Consider the following 14161-nt stretch of genomic DNA (forward strand, 5'->3'; position numbering starts at 1 on the left):
CCGATTTTCTAACGCAGCCACCCGTGAGCTAAGAGGAAGCCAGATCCCCGGATCAAAGCACGCCATCCCGGAGCCTCACCGCTGTGGGATGTCGGGAGGAAGGGAAGAGGTATAACTCGCTGCCTGCGCTCGGACGTGTACTATTTTGTATTCAACACAGTCAGCTGCGGATTAAGAGGAAGTGTATATCTGGAGCAAAGCACTTTTGCCCGGAGCCTCACCGCTGGGGAGTTGCGGGAGTGAGTGTGAAGAATCGATATCTTATAAGGAAATAGTTTGGTTGGGGAAGATTACTGTCGGTAAAGTGCGCGGGAAATTATGGGGTTTCCGGGAGGTTTCTGGATAAAAACAGGAATTATTCCTATATTTGTGAAAAAAATGTGAAAATTATCAAAAGCCCTTGACAAAAAACTTGCGAAGTAATATAGTAGCAACTGTAGATGTTAGCACTCCTCAAAAGAGAGTGCTAGCAAATCAGAGAGAAGAGGTGAGAGGTTTGGAACTGGATGAGAGAAAAGAGAAAATTTTGAAAGCGATTATCCAGACGTACCTGGAGACCGGTGAGCCGGTCGGATCCAGAACGATTTCCAAATACTCGGATCTGAAGCTCAGCTCCGCTACGATCCGAAATGAGATGTCTGATCTGGAAGAGCTTGGTTACATTCTTCAGCCGCATACTTCAGCCGGAAGGATTCCTTCCGATAAGGGTTACCGGTTTTATGTTGACCAGATCATTAAAGAGAAGGACAGTCAGGTCGAGCACATGCAGGAACTGATGATCCAGCGGGTTGACCGCGTGGAACTGCTTTTGAAGCAGCTTGCAAAGGTTCTCGCAAAGAATACAAATTATGCGACTCTGATCAGCGGACCGAGTTACAGCCAGACGAAGCTTAAATTTATCCAACTCTCCAGAGTTGAGGAACATAAGCTTCTCGTGGTAATTGTTGTGGAAGGAAATATTATCCGGAACTCTTTTGTTACGGTTGATGAGGAACTCAGTGATGAGGAGATCCTGAATCTGAATATTCTCCTGAACAGCAATCTGAACGGTCTGACGATCGAGGAGATCAATCTTGGTGTGATCGCGAAGATGAAGGAGCAGGCCGGAAGCCACAGAAGAGTGGTGGATCTGGTCCTGAATGAGGTCAGCGAAGTGATCCGTTCCCAGGATGAGGATCTTCAGATCTATACGAGCGGGGCAACCAATATTTTCAAATATCCGGAACTTTCCGATACAGAGAAAGCGAGTCAGCTGATCAGCACGTTAGAACATAAGGAACTTCTCCGTGGGCTGATCGATGAACAGCAGCAGAATAAGACCGATGACCCGGACAATGAGATCCAGGTCTACATCGGAGATGAAACTCCGGTCCAGAGCATGAAAGACTGCAGCATCGTAACCGCAAATTATGCGCTCGGCGATGGAATGCGAGGAACGATCGGTATTGTAGGACCAAAGCGGATGGATTACGAGAAAGTCGTAACAACCTTGCGATCGCTTGTCGCGCAGCTGAACGAAACATTTAAAAATGAAAGGTGAAGAGAGCAGTGGAAGAGAAAGAGTTAGAAAAAGAGAACCAGGAGACGGAAGCTTCCGAAGAGAAAGAAGCGAAAGCCTCTGAGACTGATAAAGAAACTGAGAAGTCCGAGGATGCCGGAAAGAAGGAAAAAGCTCCGGAAAAGAAAAAGGATCCGAAGGACGAGAAGATTGATGAGTTAAATGACAAACTCAGAAGATCGATGGCGGAATTTGATAATTACCGCAAGAGAACGGACAAGGAAAAGTCCGCGATGTATGAGATCGGCGCGAAGGACGTGATCGAAAAGATCCTTCCGATCGTTGACAACTTTGAAAGAGGTCTTAACACAATCCCGGAGGATGCGAAAGGAACCGCATTTGCAGAGGGAATGGAAAAGATATATAAGCAGTTTGTAAAGACGCTCGATGATCTCGGCGTAAAGCCGATCGAGGCCGTCGGAAAGCCGTTTGATCCGAATTTCCACAACGCAGTGATGCATGTGGAGGATGAGAATCTCGGCGAAAATGTTGTGGCAGCTGAGCTTCAGAAGGGTTACACCTACAAAGAGTCGATCGTCCGTCACAGCATGGTACAGGTTGCGAACTAAGGATCGTGAGAGCACGTAAGTGCGGATCGATCCGGTATCAAAATTAACATTGAAATTCACTTAATTCCAAATATAACAGGAGGAAAAAATCATGAGCAAGATCATTGGTATTGACTTAGGTACAACAAACAGCTGCGTAGCAGTTATGGAAGGCGGTAAACCAACAGTTATCGCTAATACAGAAGGTGTCAGAACAACACCGTCTATCGTTGCATTTACAAAGACAGGAGAAAGACTTGTCGGTGAGCCGGCAAAGCGTCAGGCAGTTACAAACGCTGACAGAACCATCTCCTCCATCAAGAGACATATGGGTACTGACTACAAGGTAGACATCGACGGCAAGAAGTACACACCGCAGGAGATTTCCGCGATGATCCTTCAGAAGTTAAAAGCAGATGCTGAAAGCTACCTCGGTGAGAAGGTAACAGAAGCTGTTATCACAGTTCCGGCTTACTTCAACGATGCCCAGCGTCAGGCAACAAAGGATGCAGGTAAGATCGCCGGTCTTGATGTAAAGCGTATCATCAACGAGCCGACAGCGGCAGCCCTTGCTTATGGCCTTGACAACGAGAAAGAGCAGAAGATCATGGTATATGACCTCGGCGGCGGTACATTCGATGTTTCCATCATCGAGATCGGTGACGGCGTTATTGAAGTTCTTGCGACGAACGGTGATACACACCTCGGCGGTGATGATTTCGATAACCGTGTCACACAGTGGATGATCGATGAGTTCAAGAAGACAGAGGGCGTAGATCTTTCCGGTGATAAGATGGCACTTCAGAGATTAAAAGAAGCTGCTGAGAAAGCAAAGAAGGAACTCTCTTCCGCAACAACAACAAATATCAACCTTCCGTTCATCACAGCAACTGCTGATGGCCCGAAGCACTTAGATATGAACCTTACAAGAGCAAAATTCGATGAACTCACAAGCGACCTCATCGAGAGAACAGCGATCCCGGTACAGAATGCATTAAGAGATGCCGGCTTAACAGCAGCAGATCTTTCCAAGGTTCTCCTTGTAGGTGGTTCCACACGTATGCTTTCCGCACAGGAGAAGGTAAAACAGTTAACAGGCAAAGAGCCGAGTAAGTCCTTAAACCCGGATGAGTGCGTAGCCATCGGTGCAGCGATCCAGGGTGGTAAGTTAGCAGGCGATGCTGGTGCCGGCGACATCCTTCTTCTCGATGTTACTCCGCTTTCCCTTGCAATCGAGACCATGGGCGGCGTAGCAACAAAGCTGATCGAGAGAAATACAACCATCCCGACAAGAAAGAGCCAGATCTTCTCCACAGCCGCTGATAACCAGACAGCTGTAGATATCCACGTTGTACAGGGTGAGCGTGAGTTCGCAAAGGACAACAAGACTCTTGGCCAGTTCCGTCTTGATGGTATCCTTCCGGCAAGAAGAGGTGTTCCGCAGATCGAAGTTACATTCGATATCGATGCAAACGGTATCGTAAATGTATCCGCTAAGGATCTTGGAACAGGCAAAGAGCAGCACATCACGATCACATCCGGTTCCAACATGTCCAAGGATGATATCGATAAGGCTGTTAAGGAAGCTGCAGCTTACGAGGCTGAGGATAAGAAGAGAAAAGAAGCGATTGATGCGAGAAACGAAGCTGACTCCATGGTATTCCAGACAGAGAAAGCTCTCGAGGAAGTCGGCGACAAGATCGATGCAAACGACAAGACTGCTGTTGAGGCTGACTTAAATGCCCTCAAGGAAGCAATCGCAAAAGCTCCGGCAGATCAGATGACAGATGCTCAGGTCGATGAGATCAAGGCGGCGAAAGAGAAACTCATGAACAGTGCCCAGAAGTTATTCTCCAAGGTTTATGAGCAGGCTCAGGCAGCTCAGGGCGCAGCAGGTGCCCAGGGTCAGGCTGGTCCGCAGGCAGGTCAGAGCGCAAGCCAGGCAGGCTACGGCGATGATGTCGTTGACGGAGACTACAAAGAGGTCTAAGACGAAAAATAAATTGACAGACTGAAAATAGTCTGTCAGGCAAAGCAGATCCGGAAGGACGCCCGCAAAAGGGCGTTCTTTCGGCTGCCTTGTTTCCGGACGATGAATGATCCGGAGAAAATTTATCACGGCAGAAGATAAAACCGTGATGTCTGGAATGGGTTCTGGCGTTATCTGGTTACGGCGTGCGAAGGCAGATCTTCCGGCGGCAGAATTCCGCAAAAGGTACGTGGTACCGTTCATTAACAAGAAAGGTAAAGAAAGCAATGGCAGAGACCAAGAGAGATTATTACGAAGTCCTCGGCGTGCCGAAAGATGCGGACGAAGCGGCGTTAAAGAAAGCATATCGAGTTCTTGCAAAGAAATATCATCCGGACGCAAACCCGGGAGACAAAGAGGCGGAGGCAAAGTTCAAGGAAGCTTCCGAGGCATACAGTGTCTTAAGTGATCCGGAAAAGAGAAAGAAGTACGACCAGTTCGGTCATGCAGCCTTTGACGGAGGCGCAGGCGGAGCCGGATACGGCGGATTCGACTTTAACGGAGCCGATATGGGAGATATTTTCGGAGATATCTTCGGAGATTTCTTTGGCGGACGTTCCGCATACGGAAGAAGCAGCAATGGTCCGATGCGCGGAGCAAATTTGAGAACGGGTGTCCGTATCACGTTTGAGGAGGCGATCTTCGGATGTGAGAAGGAGATCGAGCTTACCCTGAAGGATGAGTGTCCGAAGTGTCACGGAACCGGCGCAAAGCCTGGTACATCCCCGATCACCTGTCCGAAATGTAACGGTAAGGGTAAGATCGTCTATACACAGCAGTCGTTCTTTGGCCAGGTACAGAATGTCCAGACATGTCCGGACTGCCGCGGTACCGGTAAGGTTGTCAAGGAGAAATGCCCGGATTGCTACGGCACCGGATATATCTCCAGCAAGAAGAAGATCCAGGTTAAGATCCCGGCCGGTATCGATAACGGACAGAGTATCCGTATCGCCGGGAAGGGTGAGCCGGGTACGAACGGCGGCGAGAGAGGAGACCTTCTCGTTGAGGTTACTGTATCCAGAAGCCCGGTATTCATGCGTCAGGAGACTTCCATCTTCTCGACTGTACCGATTTCTTTCGCAACGGCAGCTCTCGGCGGTCCGATCAAGATCAAGACCGTTGACGGTGAGGTTGAGTACGAGGTAAAACCGGGAACTCAGACTGACACGAAGGTACGTCTCCGCGGTAAGGGTGTTCCGTCCCTGAGAAATAAGAATATCCGCGGTGATCATTATGTAACGCTTGTTGTTACAGTTCCGGAGAAGCTGAATGAGGAGCAGAAGGAGGCTCTGAAGCGGTTTGATGACGCGATGAAGGGAATTGCGCCGGAGGAAGGGAAGAAGAAAGGGTTCTTTAGTAAGCTGAAAGAGGATCTGAAGAACGAGTAATAGAGATTGGATTAGAAAACGCACGTTTTGCATGCAGGGAGGATCGGTATGCAGGGCGTGCGTTTTTTGTGTATGTGCTTGCTTGGGGTGTTGGCGAGAGTACGCGGTGAGTTTCCGGCCAGGAGTGCCGGGGATGCGGGGATGGTTCCTCTAACCTCCCGGGGGACTGCTAAGGGCAGAAAATCGACGACACAACTCGCTGCGCTCAGACAAGTGTCATCGATTTTCTAACGCAGTCACCCGCGAGCTAAGAGGAAGCCAGATCCCCGGATCATGCACTCCTGTCCGGAAGCTCACCGCTGGGGGATGGTGGGATCGCAAATAATGGTCACAATAATGGGAAATAATCTGCTTGTGGAACCTGAAGAAGTCTGTTATAATGGGGGCAGCTGAAAGCGAGAAATTACCTTTGTTTCTGCGACAAATATGAACAAACTGTGAACATGCCAAAAATCACCTTCAAAAAAGCCTTTTTCAGAATATTCTGGAAAATACTTGCAAAAACGGGTCCGCAAAGCCTTTATTTATGCGGGTTCCCAGAGGCAAGTGTGGAAATGAAGGTCGCCCCTTTTAGGGCATTGACACTACCAAGGGCATTCATATCCTTCTGTGCTTTTTCCTGAAGTAGAAATGAAGGTCGCCCCTTTTAGGGCATTGACACACCAGATTCAACTTTGAAACAATCAGACTTTACATCGATGTAAAGACGATCAAACATGTCAGCGGATTTTTACTTGAGGTCGTTGTCCTCACGGCGATGGCAACTCTAGATATCGACCTGATCAGTACATATATCGTACCGATCGTTGTCTACACAGCAATCTGCTGTGCACTGACACTTGCGATCGCCCTCGGCTTCTGCAAACTCTTCTGTAAAGATGAGTGGTTCGAGAAAGCGATCATGGCATTCGGCGTAGGTACCGGAAACACAGCGACAGGTCTTGCGCTTGTCCGTGCGGTTGACCCGGATTCCAACTCCAGTGCACCGGATAACCACGGTGTGTACAGCGCAGTTATGTGCTGGAAGGAAGCATTCGCAGGTCTCGTTCCGATGTGGACGATGACAGGCGTCGGAATGACGATGGGCGTCGGCGGAGCGATGTTTGCGATCTGCATCATCGTGGGATGCATCTTATTCGTCCGTCCGAACAAAAAGACGGCATAAAATTTCGTACCGATTCAGCAGGCCTGAACATTTACAAAATTTCATAGCATTCACTTCGCGGGACAGGGCAGAAAGCTCTGTCCCGCTTTGTATATGACGCAGTAAAGTCCCACCTTGCAAAGCCTGTGAAACTATGTTATGATATCATGTGATTTCGTCTGCATCCATATAGGATACAGGCATATGTGCGGAAAGCCGGATATGACAGAACGGAATAAAACGATTGGTCCTGACCGGCGATCATAAAAAAGGAGAAACAGCATATGAAATGGAAGAAATTCACTCTTGAGACGACCACGGACGCAGTGGACTATCTCGGAAGTATGTTCGATGATATCGGGATCGAAGGAATGGAGATCGAGGACAACGTGCCGCTCACAGAGAGTGAGACAAAGGGAATGTTTATCGATATTCTCCCGGAACTCCCGCCGGACGACGGTACTGCCCGCGTAAGCTTCTACCTCGATGAGGATGAAGATACGGAAGAAAAGTTAAAAGCAGTCCGCGAGGGACTTGAGGAGATCAGCCAGTTCGTAAATATCGGAACCGCAAAGATCACAGAGTCCGAGACGGATGATAAGGACTGGATCAACAACTGGAAACAGTATTTCAAACCGTTTACCGTGGACCATATCCTGATCAAGCCGACCTGGGAGGAGATCCCGGAAGAACATAAGGACAAGCTCCTGATCCAGATCGACCCGGGAACCGCCTTCGGAACCGGAAAACATGAGACAACGCAGCTCTGTATCCGCCAGCTTGAAAAGTATGTAAAGCCGGGCGTAAAGGTCCTTGACCTCGGAACGGGAAGCGGAATTCTCGGGATCGCGGCTTTAAAACTGGGCGCTGATTATGTATTCGGAACTGATCTTGATGAGAATGCGATCACGGCTGTCCATGAAAACCTGGCTGCGAACGAGATCCCGGAGGAGAAGTTCGGCGTGATCCAGGGAAACATCATCGACGACAAGGCAACCCAGGACGCAGCTGGATACGAGTGCTACGATATCGTTGTGGCAAACATTCTCGCCGACATTATCATCCTGATCCAGAAACAGGTTCCGTTCCACTTAAAGAAAGGCGGGATCTTCATCAGCTCCGGTATCATTGATATGAAGGAACAGGCGGTCCGCGAAGCTCTCGAGGCAAACGAAGCGTTCGAGATCCTTGAAGTGACAAGACAGGGCGAGTGGGTATCCTTTACAGCGAGGAAGAAATAGTGTACCATTTTTTTACGGAAACAGAATTTTTTACAGGGACGGAGGCCGTGATCACCGGCCCGGATGTGAATCATATTAAAAACGTGCTGCGGATGAAGCCGGGTGAGAAGATCCTGCTCAGCGACGGAAAGGGAACGAACTGCCTCTGCGAGATCACGGAGCTTTTTCCGGACAAGGTTCTCGCGAAGATCCTGCCGGAAGAGGTGGACGATACGGAGCTTCCGGTACAGGTGACTCTGTACCAGGGACTTCCGAAAGCAGATAAAATGGAATTTATCATCCAGAAATGTGTAGAACTCGGCGTCACAAAGATCGTTCCGGTGGATACCGACCGCGCGGTGGTGAAGCTCGACGCAAAGAAGGAAGAAGCGAAGAGAAAACGCTGGTACGGGATCTCCGAGAGCGCGGCGAAACAGTCGAAGCGCATGATCGTGCCGGAGATCGGAAATGTGATGAAATTCAAGGCGGCGATCGAGGCGGCGAAAACGGATGACCTGGCGATCATTCCTTATGAGGATTCGGAAAGTCTCCCGGGTGCGGGCGGAATGGCGCTCACGAGAGAGCTGATAGGAAGCTTAAAGCCGGGACAGAAACTGTCCATCTTTATCGGACCGGAAGGCGGATTTTCGGACGGGGAAGTGGAGATTGCGATGAACTCCGGCGTGAGACCGGTGACACTCGGAAAGCGGATCCTGAGAACCGAGACGGCCGGAATGTTCGTGATGGCGGCGGTCGGATTATTGCTGGAATCATGAAGAAACGTGGAATACGAGAATAAGGAGAACGGTCAGGATAACGGAAAAATGACAGCAGGAAAACTGTGTGCATGGAGTTATTGCTGACAAACTGGGAGTAATAAAACTCATGGATAAGAGAGAAGTTTATTTTGACAACTCCGCGACTACCCGCGCGTTCGATGAGGTGCGCGATATCGTCGCTGAGACAATGACCGTGGATTATGGAAATACGTCCTCCAGACATATGAAAGGTGTGGAGGCGGAAAACTACATTAAGACTGCCCGCGAGGAGATCGCGAAAACGTTAAAGGTAAAGGACAAGGAGATCCTCTTTACCTCCGGCGGAACGGAGTCCAACAACATGGCGCTGATCGGTACGGCGCTTGCAAACAAGCGCGCCGGAAACCACATCATTACCTCCTGCGTGGAACATGCGTCCATCTACAATACGACAGCATTTCTTGAAGAGCTTGGTTTCCGCGTGACCTACCTTCCGGTCGACCACAACGGACATGTCTCCCTGGATGCACTCCGCGAGGCGATCTGCGACGATACGATCCTGGTGTCCGTCATGTATGTGAACAACGAGATCGGCGCTGTGGAGCCGATCGAGGAGATCGCGAAGATCATCAAGGAGAAAAAGCCGTCCGTCTACTTCCATGTTGACGCGATCCAGGCTTACGGAAAATATGTGATTCGCCCGAAAAAACAGGGGATCGATCTGTTATCTGCCAGCGGCCACAAGATCCACGGACCGAAGGGAACCGGCTTCCTCTATATCGATGAGCGCGTGAAGATCAAACCGATCATCTACGGAGGCGGTCAGCAGAAAGGTATGCGCTCCGGAACCGAGAACGTTCCGGGCTGTGCAGGACTTGGCCTTGCGGCAAAGATGGTCTATACAGACCATGACGCGAAGATCGATAAGCTCTACGCGATCAAGGATCGCATGGTGAAAGGCCTGCAGGCGATGGACGGCGTTACGGTCCACGGACTTACCGGACGTGACAGTGCACCGCAGATCGTGGCGGCAGGATTTGAGGGCGTGAGAGCGGAAGTGCTTTTACACGCATTGGAAGATAAAGGGATCTACGTTTCTTCCGGTTCCGCATGTTCATCCAACCATCCGGGTGTGTCCGGAACCTTAAAGGGGATCGGCGTGAAGGATTCCCTGCTCGATTCCACACTCCGCTTCTCCTTCGGCGCATTCAATACGGAGGAAGAGGTGGACTACTGCCTGGACGTGTTAAAAGAGCTTGTTCCGATGCTGCGGAGATACCGCAGAGCGTAAATATAGAAAACCAATGGAGGAAATTCCGTGAAATACAGATCATTTTTAATTAAATACGCGGAGATCGGCGTAAAGGGAAAGAACCGTTACCTCTTTGAGGACGCCCTTGTAAAACAGATCCATCACCGTTTAAAGAACCTGGAAGGAAAGTTCGAGGTTACAAAGGAAGCCGGAAGAATCTATGCGGAGGCATCTGAAGATTTCGATTACGATGAAGTGATCGACGCTCTCCAGCATGTATTCGGTATCGTCGGGATCTGCCCGATGGTCCAGATCGAGGACAACGGCTACGAGGACTTAAAGGCCCAGGTGGTCAAGTATATCGATGACGCATATGAAGATAAACACTTTACGTTCAAAGTTGTCGCGAGACGTGCGAATAAGCAGTATCCGGTCGTTTCCGACCAGATCAACCGCGACCTCGGCGAGGTGATCTTAAACGCATTCCCGGAGACAAAAGTAAATGTCCACACACCGGACGTATTACTCCGTGTGGAAGTCCGCCACAAGATCAACATCTTCTCCGAGACGATCCCGGGACCGGGCGGAATGCCGATCGGAACCGCAGGACGTGCGATGCTGCTCTTATCCGGCGGTATCGACAGCCCGGTTGCCGGCTGGATGATCGCGAAGCGCGGCGTTACGATCGATGCGACTTATTTCCATGCTCCGCCGTATACAAGTGAGCGCGCGAAGCAGAAGGTCGTTGATCTCGCAAAACTTGTCGCAAAGTACACAGGTCCGATTCGCTTAAATATCATCAACTTTACCGATATCCAGCTCTACATCTACGACCAGTGCCCGCATGACGAGCTTACAATTATCATGCGCCGCTATATGATGAAGATCGCGGAGACGATCGCGAAGGAGAATGACTGTCTGGCACTCGTCACCGGCGAGAGCATCGGTCAGGTTGCATCCCAGACGATGCAGTCCCTCGCCGTTACAAATGAAGTCTGCGAGCTTCCGGTCATGAGACCACTCATCGCGTTCGACAAGCAGGATATCGTGGATATTTCCTTAAAGATCGGAACTTACGAGACATCCGTTCTTCCGTATGAGGACTGCTGCACGATCTTCGTCGCAAAGCATCCGGTCACAAAGCCGAGCTTAAAGAAAATCAAAAATTCCGAAAAGAAGCTGGATGAGAAGATCGATGAACTGATGAAGACGGCACTTGAGACGAGAGAAGTGATCCGCTGCATCTAAAAAAAGGTGCAAAAAAACTGCCGGAAGTAAGATTCCGGCAGTTTTTAAAACCTTGTAACTGTTCAGTACCTTTACAGTTACACCCTTTTTTTCTTATGCTTCAATGATATACGGAGCAAGTACGGTAAGGATCTCTTCTGTGTTTCCGCCATCGTGGATATTCAGATCGATCGGCTTGGAAAGATCCAGGCTGAAGATTCCCATGATGGATTTTGCGTCGATGACGTATCTGCCGGAAACAAGGTCGAAATCGGTATCAAACTTTGTAAGGTCGTTTACAAAAGACTTCACTTTATCGATGGAGTTTAAAGAAATTTTAACGGTTTTCATGTCAGTGTTCCTCCCAATACTCGAATATTTGTTATTCTGATAAAATAGAAAAACCTACTTTCATACTAAATGGACATGCATGAAAAGTCAAGAGGTATCTTGAATAATGTTTAAGTGTTACTGTATGTTACTGTACACGGTAGAAATTTTCTGAACTGAAAATTCCGTACAATACAGTTGTGGCAGTAGATTTTGCCGATTCGGAATGCGAAGCATCGGCAAAATCCGGGTATAGTGACAGAAACTGATTATATAATATGAGGAGATAGAATATGAGAAAAGCAGCGCTTCACAATCTTGGCTGCAAGGTAAATGCGTATGAAACGGAGGCGATGGAACAGCTTCTGGAGGCCGCTGGATATGAGATCGTGGGATTTGAGGAGAAAGCGGACGTCTATGTCATCAACACCTGCTCCGTGACGAATGTGGCAGACAAGAAATCACGCCAGATGCTGCACCGCGCGAAGGCGAAAAATCCGGACGCGGTCGTTGTCGCGGCAGGCTGTTATGTGCAGGCGGCAGCGGACAAACTGAGAGAGGACGCCGCTGTCGATCTGATCATCGGAAATAACCGCAAGGCGGATCTAGTTCCGCTTTTAGACGCCTGGTTTGCCGGAAAAGAGATCAAAGAGTCCATCACGGACCTCGCGGGATCCAATGAGTACGAGAAGCTTCACATTAAAAAGCAGGCGGAACACACCCGTGCGTTCATCAAAGTCCAGGACGGATGCAACCAGTTCTGCAGCTATTGCATCATCCCGTACACGAGAGGCCGCGTCAGAAGCCGCCGGCCGGAGGACGTGGAGGAGGAAGTAAAGATCCTGGCGGAGGAAGGTTACAAGGAAATTGTCCTCACAGGCATCCATCTGACTTCCTACGGCATCGACTTCAAGGATGAGGGGATCGACTTTCTGACACTGATCAAACGGCTGCATGCGATCGATGGGATCGAGCGGATCCGCTTCGGCTCCCTGGAACCGCGTGTGATCACGGAAACGTTCGCGGAGGAGCTTTCAAAGCTTCCGAAGATCTGCCCGCATTTCCACCTCTCTTTACAGAGCGGATGCGATGACACCTTAAAGCGCATGAACCGCCATTACACCTGTGAGGAGTACGCGGAGCGCTGCGCGATCCTCAGAAAATATTTTGAGAATCCGGCGATCACGACGGACGTCATCGTGGGATTCCCGGGTGAGACGGATGCGGATTTTGAGACGACAAGGGAATTCCTTGAGAAGGTCCACTTCTATGAGATGCATGTGTTCCCGTACTCCAGACGTGCCGGAACCCGCGCGGACCGGATGCCTGACCAGGTGCCGGAGCCGGTGAAGAAGGAGCGGAGTGCCGTTCTCTTAAAACTCGAGAAAAAAATGTCCGGGGAATACCGGGAATCATTCCTCGGGACGGAGCAGGAGATCCTCCTCGAAGAGCCGGTGACGATCGACAGCGAGGTCTGCATGACCGGATATACGAAGGAATATGTGAAGGCAGCGGTCCGACTTGACGGGCGCGATCCGAAGATGCTGAAAAATACATTTGTCAGGGGAACCTTGAAGGAATTCCTGACGGAGGAGATCATGCTGCTCTCATAGAGCGGCGGAGTTACTTTTCACGGATAGGAATTTTCTGAACTGAAAATTCCGTATGATACCGTTGTGGTCGCAGATTTTGCCGATTCGGAATGCGAAGCATCGGCAAAATCACGTTACAGTGCGCGGGCATGGAATGCTCGTGTACCGTAACGCAGCGCCGCCGATGTTCAGCCGGGCAAGTTTGTATTGCAGAAACGATAAAATTAGAGTAGAATAAAGAATAGCAACAAAAGGGTTGATATAAATCTGATTTATATCAGCACAAGAGGACGTGAGGATATTTATGGGCGATATCAGTAATACACAATATTTTAAAGCGGTACAGGAAGATAAGAAGCTTGAGGTCGGCGAGGTCCTTTGTGAAGTCTACGAAGCACTGACCGAAAAAGGGTATAACCCGATCAACCAGATCGTCGGCTATATCATGTCCGGCGATCCGACCTATATTACGAGCTATAAGAGCGCGCGAAGCCTTATCATGAAAGTAGAACGTGACGAGATCCTGGAAGAGCTGATGGAGAACTATATCGAGACGAGACTCCGCTAGTCTTTCCGCAAAGGATGAGATGTCAGGTACTGAACAGATACGACGCCAGAACAAACAGCCGGGAAGGAACATATCCGGCTGGTTTTGGTATGAGGAAAAATAACAGAGGACAGAGTTTATGAGAATACTCGGACTGGATTTCGGTTCAAAGACTGTGGGAGTCGCGGTCAGTGACGGACTTCTTCTGACAGCCCAGGGCGTGGAGACGATCGAGCGCAAGGATGAGAACAAACTGCGCAAGACGTGTGCCCGGATCGAGGAGCTGATCAGGGAGTATGAGATCACGGAGATCGTTCTGGGACTCCCGAAAAATATGAACAATACAGAGGGCGAGCGCGTTGAGAAAACGAAAGCCTTCGGAGAAATGTTAGAGCGCCGTACCGGACTTCCGGTGCATTACTGGGATGAGCGTCTCACGACCGTTGCTGCGGAACAGATCCTGATGGAGAGTGGAGTGCGCCGCGAGAACAGAAAAGCGGTGATCGATAAAGTTGCCGCGGGCCTGATCTTACAGGGATATCTGGACTGCTTAAAGACGAAATAAGAT

General features: G+C 49.7%; 13 protein-coding genes. 12 read left to right on the plus strand and 1 reads right to left on the minus strand.

All coding sequences use genetic code 11. From position 1 onward, the window contains the following. The first annotated feature begins 487 nt into the window (after nt 1-487). From hrcA to thiI, 9 genes are all read left to right on the plus strand, one after another. Nucleotides 488-1540: a heat-inducible transcriptional repressor HrcA gene (gene hrcA, locus GPK90_RS18045; RefSeq protein ID WP_118299193.1), complete on the plus strand. Its 1053-nt coding sequence runs from the start codon at nt 488-490 to the stop codon at nt 1538-1540. A gap of 8 nt (nt 1541-1548) precedes the next feature. Then, entirely contained in the window at nt 1549-2127 is a 579-nt protein-coding gene (gene grpE, locus GPK90_RS18050) for a nucleotide exchange factor GrpE (RefSeq protein WP_243022267.1), read from the plus strand. A gap of 91 nt (nt 2128-2218) precedes the next feature. Then, nucleotides 2219-4096 (plus strand): molecular chaperone DnaK, encoded by a 1878-nt coding sequence (gene dnaK / locus GPK90_RS18055; RefSeq protein ID WP_118299191.1) that lies wholly within the window; start codon nt 2219-2221, stop codon nt 4094-4096. A 266-nt stretch (nt 4097-4362) separates the two neighbouring features. Then, nucleotides 4363-5523 (plus strand): molecular chaperone DnaJ, encoded by a 1161-nt coding sequence (dnaJ, locus tag GPK90_RS18060; protein ID WP_118299190.1) that lies wholly within the window; start codon nt 4363-4365, stop codon nt 5521-5523. A 757-nt stretch (nt 5524-6280) separates the two neighbouring features. Beyond that, nucleotides 6281-6688 carry a hypothetical protein gene (locus GPK90_RS18065; protein WP_215703607.1) on the plus strand — a complete coding sequence of 136 codons (408 nt, stop codon included), beginning with the start codon at nt 6281-6283 and terminating at the stop codon, nt 6686-6688. A 263-nt stretch (nt 6689-6951) separates the two neighbouring features. Then, entirely contained in the window at nt 6952-7908 is a 957-nt protein-coding gene (prmA, locus tag GPK90_RS18070; RefSeq protein WP_118297097.1) for a 50S ribosomal protein L11 methyltransferase, read from the plus strand. Beyond that, nucleotides 7908-8663, plus strand: a complete 756-nt coding sequence (locus tag GPK90_RS18075) for a 16S rRNA (uracil(1498)-N(3))-methyltransferase (RefSeq protein ID WP_118530814.1) — start codon at nt 7908-7910, stop codon at nt 8661-8663. Before prmA ends, GPK90_RS18075 begins: the two co-directional genes overlap by 1 nt. A gap of 109 nt (nt 8664-8772) precedes the next feature. Further along, nucleotides 8773-9936 (plus strand): cysteine desulfurase family protein, encoded by a 1164-nt coding sequence (locus GPK90_RS18080; RefSeq protein WP_118297095.1) that lies wholly within the window; start codon nt 8773-8775, stop codon nt 9934-9936. A 27-nt stretch (nt 9937-9963) separates the two neighbouring features. Then, complete coding sequence (gene thiI, locus GPK90_RS18085) at nt 9964-11145, plus strand: tRNA uracil 4-sulfurtransferase ThiI (RefSeq protein WP_118297094.1); 1182 nt, start codon at nt 9964-9966, stop codon at nt 11143-11145. A gap of 93 nt (nt 11146-11238) precedes the next feature. On the opposite strand, the gene GPK90_RS18090 is transcribed toward thiI, so the two are convergent. Continuing rightward, entirely contained in the window at nt 11239-11475 is a 237-nt protein-coding gene (locus GPK90_RS18090) for an HPr family phosphocarrier protein (protein ID WP_015555013.1), read from the minus strand. A gap of 272 nt (nt 11476-11747) precedes the next feature. On the opposite strand from GPK90_RS18090, the gene mtaB reads away from it, so the two are divergent. The 3 genes from mtaB to ruvX all read left to right on the plus strand — a co-directional run bounded on the left by mtaB (nt 11748) and on the right by ruvX (nt 14158). Continuing rightward, nucleotides 11748-13067, plus strand: coding sequence for a tRNA (N(6)-L-threonylcarbamoyladenosine(37)-C(2))-methylthiotransferase MtaB (gene mtaB / locus GPK90_RS18095; protein WP_118321137.1), 1320 nt, complete (start codon nt 11748-11750; stop codon nt 13065-13067). Nucleotides 13068-13350: 283 nt separating this feature from the next. Beyond that, the gene (locus tag GPK90_RS18100; RefSeq protein ID WP_215703608.1) at nt 13351-13614 is read left to right on the plus strand and encodes an IreB family regulatory phosphoprotein; all 264 of its coding nucleotides are present in this window, start codon (nt 13351-13353) and stop codon (nt 13612-13614) included. A 118-nt stretch (nt 13615-13732) separates the two neighbouring features. Continuing rightward, complete coding sequence (gene ruvX, locus GPK90_RS18105; protein ID WP_118532891.1) at nt 13733-14158, plus strand: Holliday junction resolvase RuvX; 426 nt, start codon at nt 13733-13735, stop codon at nt 14156-14158. Nucleotides 14159-14161 lie beyond the last annotated feature (3 nt).

The organism is Clostridium sp. MCC344 (genome assembly GCF_018785365.1).
Taxonomy (GTDB): domain Bacteria; phylum Bacillota; class Clostridia; order Lachnospirales; family Lachnospiraceae; genus Pilosibacter.

Excerpts from the sequence above, each read along its gene's own strand:
- dnaK (WP_118299191.1), top strand. The coding sequence starts at position 2,219 with ATGAGCAAGATCATTGGTATTGACTTAGGTACAACAAACAGCTGCGTA.
- prmA (WP_118297097.1), top strand. The coding sequence starts at position 6,952 with ATGAAATGGAAGAAATTCACTCTTGAGACGACCACGGACGCAGTGGAC.
- GPK90_RS18090 (WP_015555013.1), bottom strand. The coding sequence starts at position 11,475 with ATGAAAACCGTTAAAATTTCTTTAAACTCCATCGATAAAGTGAAGTCT.
- GPK90_RS18080 (WP_118297095.1), top strand. The coding sequence starts at position 8,773 with ATGGATAAGAGAGAAGTTTATTTTGACAACTCCGCGACTACCCGCGCG.
- GPK90_RS18100 (WP_215703608.1), top strand. The coding sequence starts at position 13,351 with ATGGGCGATATCAGTAATACACAATATTTTAAAGCGGTACAGGAAGAT.
- ruvX (WP_118532891.1), top strand. The coding sequence starts at position 13,733 with ATGAGAATACTCGGACTGGATTTCGGTTCAAAGACTGTGGGAGTCGCG.
- GPK90_RS18065 (WP_215703607.1), top strand. The coding sequence starts at position 6,281 with ATGGCAACTCTAGATATCGACCTGATCAGTACATATATCGTACCGATC.
- mtaB (WP_118321137.1), top strand. The coding sequence starts at position 11,748 with ATGAGAAAAGCAGCGCTTCACAATCTTGGCTGCAAGGTAAATGCGTAT.
- dnaJ (WP_118299190.1), top strand. The coding sequence starts at position 4,363 with ATGGCAGAGACCAAGAGAGATTATTACGAAGTCCTCGGCGTGCCGAAA.